This window comes from Lentzea sp. NPDC006480 (assembly GCF_040611995.1).
GTDB lineage: Bacteria > Actinomycetota > Actinomycetes > Mycobacteriales > Pseudonocardiaceae > Lentzea.
This window is the reverse complement of sequence record NZ_JBEXPJ010000018.1, coordinates 41,268-59,342: the sequence shown is the minus strand read 5'-3', so window position 1 is coordinate 59,342 and position 18,075 is coordinate 41,268. Positions and strand designations below refer to the sequence as shown.

The window sequence follows — 18,075 nt, the reverse complement described above, 5'->3', positions numbered from 1 at the left end:
TGGTACATGGGGCGGAACTGGTACCTGTTGTGGAGCGGCAGTGCCATCTCGGCGCTCGGTGACGGGATCTTCGTCGCAGCGCTTCCACTGCTGGCCGCGACACTCACCCAGGATCCGAAGCTGATCGCGGGCGTCAGCTTCTTCGGTGCACTCCCCTGGCTGCTCGCCGCATTGCCCGCGGGTGCCGCGGCCGATCGCTACGACGGCCGACGCCTTCTCCTGACGGCCTTGTGGATCCAGTGCGCGCTCATGGCCTTGCTGGCGACTTTCCACAGCGTGCACATCGTGTTCCTGTACGGCATGGCGTTCCTGATCGGCACTGCGGAGAACGTGCCGAGAGCCGTGGGGCAGCCGCTCATCAAGGCCACGGTCGCGAACCACCTGCTGGAGCGCGCGAACGGGCGGCTGTTCGCGTCGCAGGCGGTGGCACTGCAGTTCGCGGGGCCGCCGTTGGGCGGGCTGCTGTTCGCGATGGCCGTACCGGCGCCGTTCTGGGGCAACGCGCTGACGTTCGCGATGGCGGCAGTGCTGGTCGCCAGGATGCGGACCGAACGACAGCCGAAAAAGGCAAAGCCGAAGGTCGTTGAGGGCTTGCGGTGGTTGCTCAGACACAAGGCGCTGAGGGCGGTAACGCTCGTGTCCGCCACGACGAACCTGTGCATCGCGATCACGATGGCAACGCTGGTGCTGTTCGCGCGACACCGGCTGGGACTCACGAACGCCGGCTTCGGAGCGTTCCTGGCGACGCTGGCGTGCGGCGGCATCGCGGGCGGCCTGCTGGCCGAACGGTTGCTGAACAAGTGGCGTTACACGGTGCCGGCAACGGTGGTGCTGATTCCGTTGGCGTGGCTGGGAATTGCCACAGTCGCTCACGACCTGCCGACAGTCGCGGCGTTCGCGGTGGTGAGCTCGTTCTGCACCGCGGTCTGGGGTGTCGCCACGGCGGCATTGAGGCAGCGGGCGGTGCCGACGGAGTTGCTGGGCCGCGTCAGCAGCGCGCAGACCCTGATCACCTGGGGTGTTCAGCCGGTCGGCGCGCTGCTGGGCGGGTTCGTCGCGGACGGCTTCGGACTGCTGGCACCGTGGTACGTCGCCATCGCGCTCCGCACCACGGTCGGACTGCTCAGCCTGAAGCCGCTACGCACTCACTTCTTGGTTGCCGCCTTGAAGTCCCACTTGGCCACGTCGCCGGAGCATGAAGCGGCAGTGACCTTGCCCGAGGCATCCCGGTAGCACTTGGTGTTGTACTGCATGTCCGAGATGGTCTTGTTCGGGTTGATCGACCACTGCTGAGCCGGCCCGCCATCGCACTTCTTCAGCAGCACCTTGCCCGACGACAGCGTGGTGCACAGCTGCGGCGACCCCTGCTCCATGAACGCGCCGTGGAACTTGAACTGCTGGTTGGCAGCCCCGGTACAGGCAGCGGTGGTCAACTGCGACCCGGAAGCGCCGCCCTGCAAGCACTTCCCGGTGGAGACGTTCTTGTACTCGCCGTTGGTCGTCTTGGGCTTGGCGCCGCCGTAGCACTCGCCGGTGGAGGTGTTGAAGATCGGCGTGGAGTCCACGGTCAGGTTCGACGGCGGGTTGAGGATGGTTTCCTCCATCACCGGCTTGCCGTCGTCGTGGTAGTTCGTCAGCGCGTCTTCGCAGTCGATCGCGTTCATGGCGTTGCCGCCCTTGCCACCGACCCAGGCGTCGAAGTGCCACAGCTTCGGGCCGCCGTTGGGGCCGTTGCCGTTCCAGTCCTGCTCACAGGAGGAGCAGGAGTCCTCCATGATGAAGTACTTCTTGACGCGCGGGAAGTAGATCTTGGTGCCCGGCTTGGCTTCCTTGCTGGACGTCGCGAACGTGATCGGGTCCGACCAGGTTCCCTTGCCGCCGGCGGTGTCGTGGATCTTCGGGTACGCGATGTCGCCGCCGGGCGGGGTGTTGTCGTACCAGCCGTAGAAGGTCCAGAAGACCTGTTGTGATGCTGCGGCGCTCGCGGGTGACGAAGCGAACAAACCGGACATCATGAGCAAAATACCTGCCGCCACAGACAGGGCGCGTTTCATGCATGCCTCCGCAAGAACCGGTGGACTTAGGCGGCGTGCATGCAGAGTCCACCGGTCGAGCGGTTTTTGTAAAGAAACTTATCTAACTATTTGCGGAAGCAATATCGGCTACCGGGCCCACGACGATGATCGCGGGCGGGCGGACTTCCCAGCGCTTCACGTCGGTCCCGAGTGAGTCCAAAGTGGACCGGTAGACGCGCTGTGAAGCCGTGCTGCCTTCTTGAATGACGGCAACCGGAGTGGAACCCGAGCGGCCTTCCATCAAGGCAGTGGCGAAGGCGCCCGCGCGTTCTACGGCCATCATCAGCACGACGGTGCCTTGCAGGCGTGCGATCGACGGCCAGTCCACGAGAGAGCGTGGGTCGTCGGGAGCCACGTGACCAGAGACGACGACGACCTCGTGCGCCACTCCTCGGTGCGTCACGGGCACACCGGCCAATGCGGGCACACCGAACGCTGACGTCACGCCTGGCACGACGGTCACGGGGATGCCGGCCTCAGCGCAGGCCAGGAGCTCCTCGAAACCGCGGCCGAAGACGTACGGGTCGCCGCCCTTCAACCGGACGACGAACTTGCCTTCCTTGGCGCGGTCGATCAGCGTCTGGTTGATGAACTCCTGCGTGGCGGCACGGCCGTAGGGGATCTTCGCGGCGTCGACGACCTCGACGTGCGCGGGCAGTTCCTCCAGCAGTTCGCGCGGGGCCAGCCGGTCGGCGACCACCACGTCCGCGTGGGCCAGCAAACGCTTGCCCTTCACGGTGATCAGCTCGGCGTCGCCGGGGCCGCCACCCACCAGGGCCACGCCGACCGGCGCAACAGCCTGGTCCGCGATTCGGCCGTCCCGCAGAGCCGCCACGAGCCCGTCGCGAACGGACGCCGAGCGGCGGTGCTCGCCGCCCGCCAGCACGCCGAGCACAAGGCCGTCGTGCGTGCCCACGGCCGGAGTGACGGCCGTGCCCTCGACGGCGATGTCCGCGCGCACGCAGAACACACGCGACGACGTCGCCTCATCGCCGATCTGGGCATTGACCTCTACGTTGGACGTGCACGCCACCACGTACCACGCGCCCTCGACGTCACCTGGCTGGAAACGCCTCTGGTGCCACGTCAGCTCCCCCGCGTCGACCATGCCCTGGACGGCGGGTGTGACGGACGGCGACACGAGCTCGACGGCGGCGCCGGACGCGATCAGGCGGGGCAGGCGGCGCTGGGCGACCGTGCCTCCGCCGACCACGAGGACGCGCCGGCCCCGGAGATCGAGGCCGGCCAGGTAGTGCTGTTCAAACGGCATGGGTAGAAGCATCCACACCGGACCCGCCGTGTCCAGCCGAAGGGAACATGGTCACAGACTCAGCAGCTCGAAAGAGGTAGCCAGCACGCCGCCGAACCGCTCGCCCACGGTCTCCGCGGCATGACGCAGGAACGGTTCCGGCTCGGCCATGTCCCCGCCCAGCGCAGCCAGATAGGCCTTGTGCTCGCGCAGGGATGCCACCGAAGCGTCGAACGAGTCGGTGATGTCCACGGCGTGCGTGGCCAACGGCGAGGACGCCGCCGCCACGTACCGAACGCCATTCCACGGCTCCAGGCCCAGGTCCTGGAAGATCCACCGGTTGCCCGCATCGCGAACCGCGTCCACGGCCGCTCGGCCGACCGCGATGTGGTCCGCCTGGTTCCACCCACCGCTGGGCCAGGTGTCGCGGAAGTTGCTGACGATCACGAACTCCGGCCGGTGCCGCCGGATCGCCGCCGCGATGTCGCGCCGCAGCGGCACGCCGTACTCGATCACGCCGTCCTGGTGGTCCAGGAACTCGACGACGGAGACGCCGACCGCTGCGCACGACGCGATCTGCTCCTCGACCCGCAACGGCCCGGAGACCGACGGCTCCATCGAATCGATGCCCGCCTCCCCACGGCACGCGAGCAAGTACGCGATGTTCTTGCCTTGTGCGGTCCACCGCGCGATGGCGCCCGCACCGCCGTACTCCATGTCATCGGGATGAGCGACGACGACCAGCGCGCTCGACCAGTCCTCCGGCATCGCTTCTAGATCAGCCATGCCCCGCAGGATGCGCGTGAACGTGCGCACGCTGCAACCGATGTACCGAATGCCGCAGCCGATGCTCCACGTCGTGCGCGATCCGGTGCGCCTCGACCAGCGACGTCTCCCGCGCCACCACGACGGTCAACTCGGCCAGCTGACCGTGCCCGGACCAGCGCATCCGCACGTCCTCCACGGCCAGCACGCCCGGTGTGCCGCCCGCGACCTCGGAGGCCTTGCCCACCACCACCGGGTCGGCCGCGTCGAGCAAACGAGAGAACACCTGCCGTCCCGCGTCGATCAGCACCACGCCGATGAGCACGGCCACCACCAGGCCGACCAACGGGTCGACCCACCACCAACCGAGCCATGAGCCGAAAGCAGCAGCGAGGACAGCCAACGACGTGTACCCGTCCGTGCGCGCGTGCAGCCCGTCAGCCACCAACGCCGCCGAGCCGATCCGCCGCCCCACCCGGATCCGCCACTGCGCCACGAACTCGTTGCCCAGGAAGCCCACGACAGCCGCCACCGCAACGGCCGGAACAGCCGAGACGGGGCGAGGATCGATCAGCCGCGACACCGCCTCGTACCCGGCGAACACGGCGGAGAACGCCATCAACACCACCACTGCCACACCGGCGAGGTCCTCGGCCCGCCCGTAGCCGTACGGGAAACGCACCGACGCGGCCCTGCGGCTGAGCCAGAACGCGATGCCCAGCGGCACCGCGGTCAACGCGTCGGCGAAGTTGTGCACGGTGTCGGCCAGCAACGCCACCGACCCGCTGAACACCACGACCACGGCCTGGATCAGTGCCGTCACCATCAGAACGGCGAACGACCACCACACCGTGTGCTGAGGATCGGTGTGATGGCCGTGCCCGTGTCCATGCCCGAAGCCCATGACAGCAGACGCTACCCCGAAAATGTCCACTGTGGACTAATGCACAGGTTTGCCTACTGCCAAAGGCTAGTCACAACTAGAGCTGGGCGTTGATGACCGAGTAGTAGGGCGCGATCCGGCCGTACACGCCGGGGTACTTCGGCGCCGCGCAGCCCTGGCCCCACGACGTGTCACCGATGAGCTTGCCACCGAACACCAGCGGGCCACCGGAGTCGCCCTGGCAGGTGTCCACGCCACCCTGCGGGAAGCCCGCGCACACCATGGAGGTGTTGCTGTACTGCGAGTACGCGGACTTGCAGGTCGCGTCCGAGGTCAGCGGCACGTTGGCCTTCAGCAGGTACCGGGAGGCCGAACCACCGGAGGACGTCGTGCCCCAGCCGAGGATCAGCGCGGAGTTGCCCGCCGCGTACAGGGCGGTGTCGGCCGGGGTGGCGAGCGGCAGGGTGGCCGAGCTGATGTTGCGGTCCAGCGTCAGCACGGCCACGTCGTAGCCGGCGGTCGCGGTGGTGTAGTTCGGGTGGATCCAGATCTTGGTCACGTTGGCCGTGGTGCCGACGGTGGTCTGCTTGTCGTCACGGCCGTGGACGACGCGCGTGCTGGCGGGCGTGCGGCCCTTCGCGCAGTGTGCGGCGGTGACGACCTTGTTGGCCTTCACGAGAGTGCCACCGCAGAACTGGAAGTTGGCGGTGGTCGTCAGCATGACGACCCACGGGTACGTCGAGGTGCTGGCTCGCGTACCGCCGACGATCATCGGCGACACGTCGTCGGCATTGGCTGCGGGAGCAGTCATGAAGATGCTCGCGAGTGCAGTGACCACAACGGACAAGATCAGGCGATGCAGGGTTTTCGCCATAGCTGCCAGTCCTTCCCGATAACGCTGTGTGTGCACGGTGTCGAGCGGCGGCACACACAGCGTCACGGGCGGAGATTCGGCGGCATAACCGCCATTAGTCGTACATGTCCGACTTCACAGTTGACTGCTAGATGATTTTACGAGCCTTGAACGCAGCCGTGACCGTGGCGGCATCGGCGTCACCGTAGAGCTTCTTGGCCGCGGCGACGGTCGCGTTCGCGGCCTGAGCGAAGTTGGTCGACGGTGAGTAGGAGAACTGCGCCTCCAGCACGATCTTCGCCGCCTTCTCGCGCCCGAAGCTCTTGTAGATGTCGAACAGCGCACGCGACCAGATCTCGCCGTCGTCGTGCACCTCGCCGGTCTTGTCGGCGATCGTCTTGTTGGTGTCCGTACGGCGAATGCAGTGCGGCGTGGTCGTCGTGTAGGACGTCGAGTCCCAGTCCATGATGCACGCGTACGGGGTCGTCGCCGTGTCCTTCGAGTCACGGGAGGCCATGATCAAGGCCCACCAGTCACCGAAGCCCTCGCCGATCGCGCCGCCTTCCTCGGTCGAGCCGAAGCCCGGCACCTGGGCGTCCTGGATCGCGTGGCCGAGCTCGTGCCACACCACCTCGAGGTCCTCGGCGTCGTCCACTCCACCCGTGCCGAAGGTGATCTGGTCCTTCGACGGGTCGTAGAACGAGTTGTCCTCGGTCAGCCCGAGCGTCGTGAACTTCTGGGCCTCGTTGTTGACGTTCTTGAACCCGAGGCTCTGGATGTACTTCTGGGCCTCGGTGATGCCCCAGTAGGCGTTGGTCTGTTCGAAGAACGGGTTGTGGCGGGTGTACTCGAACTTCCTCGTCGAGCTCTTCGCCAGCTTGCTCGTGGCGCCCGTGATCGACGCGAAGTCACCCCGGAGGTATCCGGACGTGCCCAGGTTGGACAGCGTGACCGACTTGTACGCGGTGGCGGGCACCGCCGAGTCCGCGTCGTTCTTGTCCGTGAGGCTCTCGTTCTGCAGCGCCACCACGGGGTTCGGGCTGAAGACCTTGCCGGTGCCCTCGGCGTGCTTGACGAGGCTCTCCGAGCGGACCACAGCGCCGGTCTCCGCGTGCACCAGCGTGCGCTCGGATCCCTTGCCGTTGTCGGAGATCACCTCGTAGACGAGTCCGGTGCCGGGCAGCACCTTGAGGTTCGCCCCTTCGGGCACACCGGCCGACTTGGTCTTCGCGGACTCGGCGGTGATGGCGGGCGTGACGTCCACCGAACCAACGGTGAGGCGGCCGTCGTCCACGGTCTTCACACCGGTCGCCTTGTCGACGTGCTCGACGTAGTAGGCACCCAGCACGGGTTTTCCGTCGAAGGTCTGCTCGTACCAGGTGTGCGTGGCGGTCAGCGAATCCTTGACGGTCAGCAGCCGCAGACCTTCTTTGGGAGCCGCGGCCTGAGCGTTGACGGTCAGCATGGACAGGACGACGCCGGCGGTGCAGGCGACTGCGACGAGACGACGCGATCTCATGTCGGTCTCCAGTGCTTCGGGCCCAAGGCAGGGGGAGGGCCGTGTGCATGGCGACGCTAATCAAGAAAAGTTGAACAGAGACCCTACGAAAGAAGGAAAAACATCAGCGATCCCACACTCCGGGAACAACAATTACGTCGGCTTCGACCGGAATGTCCAACGTTGGCCCGGTTCCGAATGCGACGAACGCGACCGCCGCACCGTGCGCGGCAAGATCACCCGCACCCTCGTGCCGCACCTCCGTGCCGGACCGCAGGATGGGCGTGACCGAGCTGATCGCCTCGGGCGTTCCGACCACGAACGCGGCGCGCCGGATCTCCGCCTCCGCACGGGGTGTGCGTTCCTCCGCGTCGCCCGGCCCAAGTCCGATCAACGCCAGCCGGCCGCGCGGCAGGACTCGTGCCGCGGCCACGGTCACGTTGTCCCGCTTGAACTTCTCGGCCGCCAGCTCGACCGGTGCGCCGTGCCCGATGATCTGCGCGCCGCGCAACGCCGCCGCTTCCGCCACGCTCGCGGTGCCCATCGAGTTGCGCACCACCGAGCTCGGGTTCGGCACGCCGATCTCCGCCAGCTCGCCGGTCGGGAACGTCAGCAGCTCGGCCGTGTCGCCGTGCCAGAAACCCCAGTCCTCGACGGCATCCACGATGCCGGGCTCGTCCGCTTTGGCGTCCGCGGTCGCAAATGCCTTGATAGCACGCAGATCCAGACCGCCCTGTGCGTCCAGTTCCGACAGTGCGGCACCGACGCTCGTGGCCGACGCACCGCGCGTCGAACCCACCCCGACGACGAGCGTGCGCGGCACGATCCGCAGCACGTTGTCCTTGGCACTCGCGGCCCGGTCGTCGACGACGATCACCCAGCTGGCGTCCTCGCCTCCCGCTACGACGTTGGGCGGCAGCGCGGGCAACGGGAAGCCCAGCGGGTTGCGCAGCACGACCGTCTCGCCCGCCTCGATGGCGGCGGTGCAGGCCTCGACGTCGCCGTCGGCGGTGGCGTCGAGCTGCTCGACGAGCTCGTCCAGCACCGAGTCGATCGACGGGCCACCCGTGACGACGGCCGTGCGGTTCAACAGGTCCGCGACCTGGCGGGCGAACGTGTCCGCGTCACCTGCCAGTGCCACCACGAAATGCGCGTCGACGCACACCACGGCCGGGTCGGATCGCCTGTCCCGCAACAACGGCGCGATCAACCGGACCGCGGAGCCCGCGTCGAGGAACAGCACCGCGGCACCCAGGCGCGACCACAACTGCTGGACGGCGGGCTTGACCGAACCGTCCGGCACGACCGCGTCCGCCCCCAGGAGACCGGCGAGGTCGGCGGCGTCACCGCGCTGAGCCGGGCCCGCGAACACACCGATCACTTCTTGGTTCCCCACAACAACGTCACCGGGACTGCCGGAGCGAAACCCGAGTCGAGCAGGCGGGAGGCGGTCCAGTGCACGCCCTCCACCTCGTACCCGGCCGCCACCAGCGCATCACGCGCGGGCACGATCTCGTCGACGCTCTCGGTCGCGACGACCACGCGTCGTGCGTTCACGGCCGCGCACGCCTTGACCTCGGCGAGCTGACCGCGGCCGACGAACACGGCGTCCGGCCGGGGCAGCGCGGCCGTGTCCAGTTCGGCTTCTTCAACGCGCACGTCAACGCCGTGCGCCGCGGCGTTCGCGATGATGCGCACGCACTGCACGGGATCCGGCTCGACCGCGAGCACCGCGGCACCCAGCCGCGCGCATTCCACTGCCACCGCGCCAGAACCGGCCAGCACGTCCCAGACCAGCACGCCGGGCCGCGGGGCGAGACGAGCCAGCACGAACGCGCGGACCTCGGCGCCGAGCACGTGCGTGCGGCTCGCGAACTCCTCGTCCGGCAGCGCCCAGCCGTCGTTCGACTGGAGGAACTCGTTGTCCGCCAGGCACAACACCGCGTCGGGCGCGGTCCAGCGACGCGTCACCGCGTCCTTCGGGTCCACAGTGGACAGCTCGCCGGAGTCCGACACCGTCAGCATGCGCCGCCAGCCGGCGAGGCCCGCGCCGATCTCAGCAGGACCGATGCCTTCGGTGAGCTTGACGATCACGGCCGAGCGGGCGCGGCACACGTTCAGCGCAGGACGCAGCCCGTCCGCCGCGTCGACGATCTCGACGGGGCGCCCGGCCGCCTCCTGCAGCGCTTCGACGGTCATCAGTTGGCGGGCCGCTTGGGCTTACGGGCGGCCGGCTTCTTCTTCGCGGTCGACGTGGAGGCACGAACCGTCGGCGGCTTCGGCTTCTCCGCCGCGACCACGGTCAGCTTCGGCTTCGGAGCGGGCTCCTCGGCCGGCTTGCGCACGGACTGCTGTATTTCCTCCACCGCCGTCCACGCCGGATTCGGCTCCGCAACAGTGGCGGCGGGCACGGGCTCGTCGACGCGCGTCGAGATGCGCGTGGCGGCACGGCGCGACCAGCGGGTCGGCCGGGCGGCGCGGATCGGCTCGTCCACCGACGACGTGGCGGACGTGGAGACCCGCCGGGTCGGCTGCTTCACGGCAGCTCCGACCAGGAACAACGTCGGGCGGTACAGCTTGTGCTTCTTCACCACCGACTCCAGCTCGCCGACCGTGGTGTGCACGACCAGTTCGTCGGCCTGGCTGACCTTGTACGCGACGACGACCGGGGTCTGCTCGGAGTAGCCGCCCTGCAGGAGCTTCTCGACGAACTGACCGGTGCGCGCGCCCGAGACCGTGGCGGCCATCGTGGTCTGCAGCGCGGCGAACTCGGCGACCAGCTCGCTGCTCTCCGGCGAGATCAGCACGGTCGACGACGCCTCGGTCAGCGTGATCTCGCGGCCGATCTTGGCGGCGGCGGCGGCGACCACGGCGACACCGGGCACCACGTCGACCTCAAGGCCGAGACGCACGCACAGGTCGTGCTGTTCCTGCACACCACCACCGGTCGCGGCGTCACCCGCGTGCAGCCGGACGACCGTCTGGCGCGAGGCGGCGGCGCGGCGGTAGATGTCCGTGATCTCCTCCTGCGTCACGCGCGAGAAGTCGACCAGCTCGGCATCCGCGCGGGCGTGCTCGCGGACGCACTCGGCGTCCACCGCGGCGGGCGCCCAGATGACGACGTCGGCTTCCGCGATGCGGCGCGCGCCTCGGAGAGTGATGAGGTCAGCGGCACCCGGACCGGCACCGACGAAGGAGACCCGACCGGTCGTCGTCACGACAGCTCCACAGGGGTTCGGCTTTGGCTTAAGCGAAGACCGTACCGTCTGCCGCTCCGGCCACGAACGGGTGGCAGGCCCGCACGAACCGGGCTACGGCTTCCGGATCACCGGCGGGGTGCGTGTGGAGGTACGACGCGTGCACTCCCCCGGCCACGAATCCTTCTGCGACGGGCCGGGAATCGACGCCGCGCCAGTGCCACGCGGGCGGGGTCGAGTGCGGTGTGGACAGCTGGGTGCGGTGGAACTCGTGGCCGGTCACGCGGCTGCCGGGCGGGTGCAGCGGCGAGCTCGTGGACGCCACCGCGTCCCGGTAGCCCAAGGTCAGCTTCGGCGTCATGAACCCCTCGGCGTCGAGCACGCCGCACATCGGGTGACCGTCAAGTGATCTTGCCAGGTAAAGAAGTCCGCCGCACTCCGCGTGGACCGGCGCACCCGATCGAGCGAACCGCGTCACGGCGTCGCGCAACTTCGCGTTGGCCGACAACGCTTCCGCGTGCTGCTCCGGGAAGCCACCGGGGAGCACCAGGCCCGCAGTGCCCTCCGGGAGATCTTCGTCGTTGAGCGGATCCACGACGGCCACGGCCGCGCCCGCGGCTTTGAGGACCTCGACGTGTTCCGCGTAGCCGAACGTGAAAGCTGCTCCACCCGCGACGGCGATCAGCGGTTCGCCGGTGACCGGTTCTACCCGGGGTTCCCACGCGGCCACGGCCATCGACGGAACCGAGCTCGCCAGTCTGCGGACGGCGTCGAGATCGACGTGCTTGGCCACCGCGGCGGCGATCGCGTCCACCGCCCGGACTGCTTCCGGGCCGTGCTCTGCCGCCGTGACGAGGCCCAGATGCCTTGAGGGCAGAGAGAACTGCGGGTCTCGTGGCAGCACGCCGAGAACGTCGAGGCCCACCTCGTCGCACGCTGATCTGAGGACCTGCTCGTGGCGTTCGGAACCGACCTGGTTGAGGATCACGCCGCCGAGCCGGACCGTCGGGTCGTAGCCGCGGAAGCCGTGCAGCAGGGCCGCGAGTGATCGGCTCTGACCGCGTGCGTCCACGACGAACAGCACCGGGGCGTTGATCAGCTTGGCGACGTGTGCGGTCGAGCCGACGCCTGCTGTGTCGACACGGCCGTCGAACAGGCCCATGACGCCTTCGACGACCGCGATGTCACAGCCCTTGGAACCGTGTGCGAACAGGCCGGGGATCCGGTTTTCGCCGACCATGACCGGGTCGAGGTTGCGACCCGGCTTCCCGGTGGCCAGCGAGTGGTAGCCGGGGTCGATGTAGTCCGGGCCGACCTTGAACGGCGCGACCCGCGACCCGGCGCGGCGCAACGCGGCCATGAGGCCCGTCGCGACCGTGGTCTTGCCGCTGCCGGAGGCCGGGGCCGCGACGACCAGTCTGTTCACCACCTGGTCTCCCGCTGACCCGGACGGGCGGCCGTGCCCATCAGCCCGTTCACCACTCGATCCCCCGCTGGCCCTTCTGCCCGGCGTCCATCGGGTGCTTGACCTTGGTCATCTCCACGACGAGATCGGCGGCGTCGATCAGGACTTGTGGTGCGTACCGGCCGGTGATCACGACGTGCTGGTGGCCGGGGCGGTTCGCGAGCACGTCGACCACCTCGTGCACATCGATCCAGCCCCAGTGCAGCGGGTAGGTGAACTCGTCGAGGACGTAGAAGCCGTGGCGTTCGGCCTGGAGGCGGCGGGCGATCTCCTCCCAGCCCTCCCTGGCGGCTGCGGCGTGGTCGTCCTCGGTGCCCTGCTTGCGGGTCCAGGACCAGCCCTCGCCCATCTTGTGCCACTCGACGGCGCCGCCCTCGCCGGTCTCGTCGTGGAGTTTGCCGAGCGCCTTGAACGCGGACTCCTCGCCGACCTTCCACTTGGCGGACTTCACGAACTGGAACACGCCGATGTCCCAGCCCTGGTTCCAGCCGCGCAACGCCATGCCGAACGCCGACGTCGACTTCCCCTTCATCTCACCGGTGTGCAGCATGAGCAACGGCCGATTGCGACGCTGTCTCGTCGTCAGGCCGTCCTTGGGCACCTCGGTGGGCTGTCCCTGTGGCACTGGGGTTTCTCCTTATGCGGCGCGGACGACGCCGGCGAGGTGGTCGGCGCTGAGCTGGTCGAGGCGGACACAGGTGCCCTGGAGGGCTTCGGCGACCTTCTGCGCGAGGCCGAGGCGGATGTGGCCCTGTTCGCAGTCGACGACCACGACGGCGGTCCGTTCGAGCAGGCCCGCGGCTTTGAGCGCGTCCTTGGTGGGGTCGCCGCCGAGTCCGGACGACGTGGCGCGGCCGTCGGTGAGGAGGACGACCAGGGGGCGCTTCTGCGGGTCCCTGAGCCGTTCGATCTCCAGGATCTTGTGGGCCTTGAGGATGCCGTCCGCGAGTGGAGTGCGGCCTCCGGTGCGCATCTTCTTGAGACGGGTTGCCGCCGCGTCCACGGAAGTCGTCGGGGGCAAAGCGACTTCGGCCGTGCCGCCGCGGAACGTGATCACGCCGACCTTGTCCCGGCGCTGGTAGGCGTCGCGGAGCAGCGAGACGACCGCGCCGCTCACCGCGGACATGCGCTGACGCGCGGCCATTGAGCCCGAGGCGTCGACCACGAACAGGATGAGGTTGGACTCCTTGCCCTCCCGCACGGCCTTGCGCAGGTCTGCTGCCGTCAGGAGGAGTCCGGGGCCGCTGCGGCCGCGTTCGCGCTGGTGCGGTGCGGCGTTCAGGAGCGTGTCGACGAGGTGGAGCCCACTTCCGTCCACTTTGGACGAACGGACGATCCGGCCGGTGCGGGCGCGGGCCCTGGAACGCTTGCCCGGCGCGCCTTCTCCGACTCCGGGGACTTCCAGCAGCCTGGCCTTGAACGCCGGGGCGGGTTCCGGGGCCGGACGGTCGTTGGGCGCGTTTCCGTTGCCTGCCGGACCTTCCTGCGGTTCGGGGAGCTCACCGCCGCCGGGGCCGTCGTCGTCCGGGCCGCCGTCGTCGTTGGCGTGCTCGGCCGCCTCGCGCATGGCGTCTTCGAGCTGCTGCTCCTCGATGCCGGGCTCGTCGAACGGGTCGCGCCTGCGGCGGTGCGGGAGGGCGAGCCGGACGGCGGTTTCCACGTCCAGCTCTTCGACCTGGGTCGCGCCTCGCCAGGCCGCGTGGGCGGTGGCGGCGCGGGCGACGACGAGGTCGGCGCGCATGCCGTCGACCTCGAAAGCCGCGCAGACAGCGGCGATCCGGCGCAGCTCACTGTCCGGAAGAGACACTTGGGGAAGGTTTTCGCGTGCGTGGGTGATCTGCTGCTTGAGCTTGGCGTCTTCCTCGGCCCACCTGGCGGCGAATCCTGTGGGATCGGCTTCGTAGGCGAGCCGGCGGCGGATGACCTCGGTGCGGATGCTGACGTCGCGCGCGGCCTTCACCGCGACCGTGAGCCCGAACCGGTCGAGCAGCTGCGGCCGAAGCTCGCCTTCCTCGGGGTTCATCGTGCCGACCAGCAGGAACTGGGACGGGTGCGAGATGGACACGCCTTCGCGTTCGACGTGTGCACGGCCCATCGCGGCGGCGTCGAGCAGCAGGTCGACGAGGTGGTCGTGAAGCAGGTTGACCTCGTCGACGTAGAGCACGCCCCGGTGCGCGGCGGCGAGCAGGCCCGGCTGGAACGCCCGCACGCCCTCGGTCAGGGCCTTCTCCAGGTCGAGCGAGCCGACCAGGCGGTCCTCGGTGGCGCCCACCGGCAGTTCGACGAGCTTGGCTGGCCGCCGCTCGGCTCCCTCGTGCGGCGCGTCGGGGCAGTCGGTGCTGCCGGGGACGCAGCCGAAGCGGCAGTTCCGCGAGACGTCCAGCTCCGGCAGCAGCGCGGCAAGGGCACGCACGATGGTCGACTTCGCGGTCCCCTTCTCGCCGCGGACGAGAACGCCGCCGATGCCGGGGTGCACGGCGTTCAGCAGCAGGGCCAGCCGGAGGTCGTCATGTCCGACGACAGCCGAAAAGGGGTACATGCTCAGCGAAGTCCTTCCTCGGGTGTCCACGCCCGTGGCCGGTCGAATGAAGAGGGGGCGAGTTCCTGGCTCCCAGGGCTGGCCTGGTCACAGTCGCGGGCACGGCGCCGGACTCACACCGGCTTCCTCGCGCTCCCCTCACAGCCCCGGCATCGTCGCACTTCGCACCGCCGGGTCCAACAGCCAGGTGAGCGACGTCGCCCTAGATCAGGCTCTGGAACTCCGCCCAGGCCTCCCCGACCTCGTCCGCCGTCCACTCCAGCGCGGGCTCGGCGACCGTGATCTCGGTCTTGGCGAGCGTGCCGTCCCGCCAGAAGCCGCCGAGGAACTTGCCGCTCAGCTCCTTGAGCCGGGCCGGGTCGCCGGGCAGGTGCAGCGCGAACTGGTGGGTGTGCGGTTCGGGCAGTCCCATCGCCGCCGCCACGACCTTGGCGTGCTGCACCTGGGCGCCCAGGCGGGGCAGCACGGTGTCCAGGCCGTGCAGGGCGGAGAGAGCGGCGGGCCACTGCTGGAAGAGCATGCCGCCGTAGCGGTGACGCCAGACGCGTGCCTGGTCGATGAAGTCCTGGGTGCCGGCCAGCGCGGCGCCGGAGATGCCTTCGAGCGACTTGTAGAACGACACGTAGACCGAGTCGAACAGGCCCGCGATCTCGGGAAGCGGCTTGCCGAGGCCGTGGGTGCTCTCCCAGAGGCGGGCGCCGTCGAGGTGCACCACGGCGTCGCGATCGCGGGCGGCGTCGACCGTCGCGGTCAGCTCGTCCCAGGTCGGGAGGATGAAGCCGGCCTCGCGGTCCGGGACTTCGAGCAGCAGCGTGCCGAACGGTTCGGGGCAGGTGGCGACCTCGTCGTTGCGGACCTTGACCGGGCGGAGGCCGGACAGCACGGTCAGCGCGTCGTCCTCGTGGTGCAGCGGGTGGGCCTGGGGATGCATCGCCACGATCGGGTTGTGGGTGCGGTCGGCCCAGCACTTGAGGGCGATCTGCTGCGCCATGGTTCCGGTCGGCACGAACAGCGCGGCCTCGGTGCCCAGCAACTGCGCCACCCGAGTTTCGAGGGCGCCCACCGGACCGCCGTCGCCGTAGCGGTCGGGATCGACGTCCGGCACGGGGCCGAGCGTCTCCAGAAGAGTCCGCTTCCTGACGCCGGAGAGCTGTCGGTTCATCACCTGGGCATCAAACCTCAGGTCAGCGGCTCACTGCCACCGACTTCGGGGCGCGGAAGGACAGCAGGTTGAGCCACTCGGGGTTGTCACCGAGGAGGCGCAACGACGGTTCGTGCTCGGCGACGGTCTGCAGGGTCACCGCGGCTTCGAGGCGGGCCAGGCCGGCGCCGAGGCAGAAGTGGCGGCCGTAGCCGAACGCCAAGTGCTTGGGGTCGGTTTCCTTGCCGCTCAACAACAACACGAGTTCGGCGCCTTGCGGGATGCGGGTGCCCGAGAGGACCACCTCACGGGCGGTCAGGCGGCGCCAGGTCACGACCGGGGTTTCGGTTCGGAGCACGTCCTCCACGAACGACTCGGCGACGTCGCGTTGGGGCAAACGTGCCCACAGGTCGCGGTTCTGGAGGGCACGCCGGAGTGCGGTGGAGAGCAGCTGGGTCGTGGTCTCCTGGCCCGCGATGAGCAGGAAGTAGCAGAGGCCGGCGGAGTCCTCTGCGGACACACCGGCATCGGCGAGGGCTTGGAACAGTTCGCCGTCGCGGGCGTGATAGCGCTTGACCAGCCACTGGTGGAAGTCGCCCACGTCGTCGACCAGTTCGAGCTGACGTTCGGTGGAGATGTTGCCCCAGAAGAACTCCAGCGAACCCGTGCTCCAGCGCTTGAGCGTCGGGATGTCGACGTTCTCCAGGCCGAGCAGCTCCATCAGCACGATGGCGGGCAGGTCCCACGCCAGGTCGCTGACAAGATCAATTTGGCTGAGATCTGAGCCACCCAGGCGTTCCAAAACGAGCGCACGAATGCGAGGCTCCGCGGCGGCGACCCGAACCGGCGTGAAGAACGACGCGACGAGTTTCCGCAGGCCGGCGTGCGACGCTGACCCGTTGTTCGCGAGTGTCGGTGGCAGCGAGAACCGGGCTCTGACGAGAGCGCGCAGCGCTGCGGGCGCGACCGGCGTGACGGCGGTCAGCGCGTTGTCGGGCAGGTAGGTGACGGGGTCGGCGAGGATCGCGCGCACGTCGTCGTAGGCCGACACCACCCAGCGGCCGTCGCAGAACCGCACCGGTTCGGTGAGGTCGGCGCGCGTGAAGGTGAACAGGTCCACGAGCGGGACGCTAGTCGGCGGATGGGAGACTCAGGCGGTGACCGTGAGCACAACTGAGGCGATTTCCAGTGGTGGTGAGTCGACGCTCGACTGGATCGACGTCCGCTCTGAGGCGCGGGCCAAGGCGGGGCTGACCCGCCGCGTCCGGCCGCGCACTTCGGACTCGACGGACCTCGACCTCGCCAGCAACGACTACCTCGGGCTCGCGAAGGACAAGCGCGTCGCGGGTGCCGCGGCCGCCGCGACGTTGAAGTGGGGCGCGGGGTCCACCGGCTCGCGCCTGGTCACCGGGTCGACGGAGCTGCACGCCGAACTGGAGTTCGAACTCGCGAACTTCTGCGGCTCTCAGTCGGCGCTCGTGTTCAGCAGCGGCTACCTGGCGAACCTCGGCGCGGTCACGGCTCTGTCCGGGCCGGGCACGGCGATCGTGGCCGACCAGCACATCCACGCGTCGCTGATCGACGGCACGCGGCTGTCCAAGGCGGACGTCGTCGTCGCGGACCACTGCGACGTCGGCAAGGTCCGGCACGCTTTGGAGACCCGCGGCAAGCGGCGCGCGATCGTGGTCACCGACTCGGTGTTCTCGGTGGACGGCGACATCGCGCCGCTCAACGAACTGCACGAGGCCTGCCGCGCCAACGGTGCCGCTTTGGTGGTGGACGACGCGCACGGACTTGGTGTGGTCGGGCCCGGCGGACGGGGCGCGGTCGCCGAGGCGGGCATCGTCAGGGCGCCGGACGTGATCACGACTTTGACGCTGAGCAAGTCGCTCGGCGCGCAGGGCGGTGCGGTGCTCGGCCCGAGCCGGGTGATCAAGCATCTGATCGACACCGCGCGCACGTTCATCTTCGACACCGGCCTGGCCCCGTCGAGCGCGGCGGCGGCTCTCACCGCGATCAAGATTCTGCGTGAGGAACCGGACCGTCCCGAGCGCGCGCTGACCGTGGCGCACGACCTGTCGAACCGGCTGAAGGAAGCCGGGTTCCAGGTCAGCACGCCGACGGCCGCCGTGGTGAGCGTGCGGGCGCCGTCGCCGGAGCAGGCGTTCCAGTGGGCCGAGGCGTGCCGGACTCAGGGCGTGATCGTCGGGTGCTTCCGGCCGCCCTCGGTGCCGGACCAGATCAGCAGGCTGCGGCTGACCGCACGTGCCGACCTGACCGAGGCCGACATCGAGCGCGCGGTCCGCGTGATCACGGAGTGCGCCGCGACCGCCGGAGTTGAACGCCGCCCTCGGTGAGCTCCCCTGGCTTCCGAAGCAGTACGCGGGGAGCTTTCGTACGCTCCTGCAGT

General features: G+C 69.1%; 16 protein-coding genes and 1 riboswitch. Of the genes, 2 read left to right on the top strand and 14 right to left on the bottom strand.

Going from position 1 to position 18,075, the window contains the following annotated elements:
* The first annotated feature begins 6 nt into the window (after positions 1-6).
* Entirely contained in the window at positions 7-1,233 is a 1,227-nt protein-coding gene (locus ABZX92_RS10345) for an MFS transporter (protein WP_355556172.1), read from the top strand.
* Here the strand turns inward: ABZX92_RS10345 and ABZX92_RS10340 are convergent.
* From ABZX92_RS10340 to ABZX92_RS10275, 14 genes are all read right to left on the bottom strand, one after another.
* Positions 1,146-2,012: an RICIN domain-containing protein gene (locus tag ABZX92_RS10340; RefSeq protein WP_355556169.1), complete on the bottom strand. Its 867-nt coding sequence runs from the start codon at positions 2,010-2,012 to the stop codon at positions 1,146-1,148. The genes ABZX92_RS10345 and ABZX92_RS10340 overlap by 88 nt on opposite strands.
* A 124-nt stretch (positions 2,013-2,136) precedes the next feature.
* Positions 2,137-3,345: a uroporphyrinogen-III C-methyltransferase gene (gene cobA, locus ABZX92_RS10335; RefSeq protein ID WP_355556166.1), complete on the bottom strand. Its 1,209-nt coding sequence runs from the start codon at positions 3,343-3,345 to the stop codon at positions 2,137-2,139.
* Positions 3,346-3,396: 51 nt separating this feature from the next.
* Entirely contained in the window at positions 3,397-4,110 is a 714-nt protein-coding gene (locus ABZX92_RS10330) for a PIG-L deacetylase family protein (protein ID WP_355556163.1), read from the bottom strand.
* Positions 4,103-4,993, bottom strand: coding sequence for a cation diffusion facilitator family transporter (locus tag ABZX92_RS10325; protein WP_355556160.1), 891 nt, complete (start codon positions 4,991-4,993; stop codon positions 4,103-4,105). Before ABZX92_RS10325 ends, ABZX92_RS10330 begins: the two co-directional genes overlap by 8 nt.
* A 76-nt stretch (positions 4,994-5,069) precedes the next feature.
* The gene (locus ABZX92_RS10320) at positions 5,070-5,783 is read right to left on the bottom strand and encodes a serine protease (protein ID WP_355556157.1); all 714 of its coding nucleotides are present in this window, start codon (positions 5,781-5,783) and stop codon (positions 5,070-5,072) included.
* A gap of 190 nt (positions 5,784-5,973) precedes the next feature.
* A complete protein-coding gene (locus ABZX92_RS10315) occupies positions 5,974-7,344 on the bottom strand; it encodes a M36 family metallopeptidase (RefSeq protein ID WP_355556154.1) in 1,371 nt (456 codons plus the stop codon).
* Positions 7,345-7,447: 103 nt separating this feature from the next.
* A complete protein-coding gene (locus ABZX92_RS10310) occupies positions 7,448-8,704 on the bottom strand; it encodes a cobalamin biosynthesis protein (protein ID WP_355556151.1) in 1,257 nt (418 codons plus the stop codon).
* Positions 8,701-9,522 (bottom strand): hypothetical protein, encoded by an 822-nt coding sequence (locus tag ABZX92_RS10305; protein WP_355556148.1) that lies wholly within the window; start codon positions 9,520-9,522, stop codon positions 8,701-8,703. Before ABZX92_RS10305 ends, ABZX92_RS10310 begins: the two co-directional genes overlap by 4 nt.
* The gene (locus ABZX92_RS10300) at positions 9,522-10,541 is read right to left on the bottom strand and encodes a cobalt-precorrin-4/precorrin-4 C(11)-methyltransferase (RefSeq protein ID WP_355556145.1); all 1,020 of its coding nucleotides are present in this window, start codon (positions 10,539-10,541) and stop codon (positions 9,522-9,524) included. Before ABZX92_RS10300 ends, ABZX92_RS10305 begins: the two co-directional genes overlap by 1 nt.
* Positions 10,542-10,569: 28 nt before the next feature.
* On the bottom strand, positions 10,570-11,949 hold the full coding sequence (locus ABZX92_RS10295) for a cobyrinate a,c-diamide synthase (RefSeq protein ID WP_355556142.1): 1,380 nt from the start codon (positions 11,947-11,949) through the stop codon (positions 10,570-10,572).
* A gap of 46 nt (positions 11,950-11,995) precedes the next feature.
* Complete coding sequence (cobO, locus tag ABZX92_RS10290) at positions 11,996-12,610, bottom strand: cob(I)yrinic acid a,c-diamide adenosyltransferase (protein ID WP_355556139.1); 615 nt, start codon at positions 12,608-12,610, stop codon at positions 11,996-11,998.
* A gap of 12 nt (positions 12,611-12,622) precedes the next feature.
* Positions 12,623-14,524, bottom strand: coding sequence for a putative cobaltochelatase (locus tag ABZX92_RS10285; RefSeq protein ID WP_355556136.1), 1,902 nt, complete (start codon positions 14,522-14,524; stop codon positions 12,623-12,625).
* A gap of 38 nt (positions 14,525-14,562) precedes the next feature.
* Positions 14,563-14,688: riboswitch (cobalamin riboswitch) on the bottom strand.
* 38 nt (positions 14,689-14,726) lie between these two features.
* Positions 14,727-15,686 carry a beta-eliminating lyase-related protein gene (locus ABZX92_RS10280; RefSeq protein WP_355556134.1) on the bottom strand — a complete coding sequence of 320 codons (960 nt, stop codon included), beginning with the start codon at positions 15,684-15,686 and terminating at the stop codon, positions 14,727-14,729.
* A gap of 22 nt (positions 15,687-15,708) precedes the next feature.
* Positions 15,709-16,785 carry a hypothetical protein gene (locus tag ABZX92_RS10275; RefSeq protein ID WP_355556131.1) on the bottom strand — a complete coding sequence of 359 codons (1,077 nt, stop codon included), beginning with the start codon at positions 16,783-16,785 and terminating at the stop codon, positions 15,709-15,711.
* Positions 16,786-16,828: 43 nt separating this feature from the next.
* Between ABZX92_RS10275 and ABZX92_RS10270 the strand changes: the two genes are divergently transcribed.
* A complete protein-coding gene (locus ABZX92_RS10270) occupies positions 16,829-18,022 on the top strand; it encodes an 8-amino-7-oxononanoate synthase (RefSeq protein ID WP_355556129.1) in 1,194 nt (397 codons plus the stop codon).
* Positions 18,023-18,075 lie beyond the last annotated feature (53 nt).

Coding starts and splice junctions, on each gene's coding strand:
- cobA (WP_355556166.1), bottom strand. CDS start 3,345: ATGCCGTTTGAACAGCACTACCTGGCCGGCCTCGATCTCCGGGGCCGG.
- ABZX92_RS10305 (WP_355556148.1), bottom strand. CDS start 9,522: ATGACCGTCGAAGCGCTGCAGGAGGCGGCCGGGCGCCCCGTCGAGATC.
- ABZX92_RS10325 (WP_355556160.1), bottom strand. CDS start 4,993: ATGGGCTTCGGGCATGGACACGGGCACGGCCATCACACCGATCCTCAG.
- ABZX92_RS10340 (WP_355556169.1), bottom strand. CDS start 2,012: ATGTCCGGTTTGTTCGCTTCGTCACCCGCGAGCGCCGCAGCATCACAA.
- ABZX92_RS10280 (WP_355556134.1), bottom strand. CDS start 15,686: ATGAACCGACAGCTCTCCGGCGTCAGGAAGCGGACTCTTCTGGAGACG.
- ABZX92_RS10345 (WP_355556172.1), top strand. CDS start 7: ATGGGGCGGAACTGGTACCTGTTGTGGAGCGGCAGTGCCATCTCGGCG.
- ABZX92_RS10330 (WP_355556163.1), bottom strand. CDS start 4,110: ATGGCTGATCTAGAAGCGATGCCGGAGGACTGGTCGAGCGCGCTGGTC.
- ABZX92_RS10315 (WP_355556154.1), bottom strand. CDS start 7,344: ATGAGATCGCGTCGTCTCGTCGCAGTCGCCTGCACCGCCGGCGTCGTC.
- ABZX92_RS10285 (WP_355556136.1), bottom strand. CDS start 14,524: ATGTACCCCTTTTCGGCTGTCGTCGGACATGACGACCTCCGGCTGGCC.
- ABZX92_RS10320 (WP_355556157.1), bottom strand. CDS start 5,783: ATGACTGCTCCCGCAGCCAATGCCGACGACGTGTCGCCGATGATCGTC.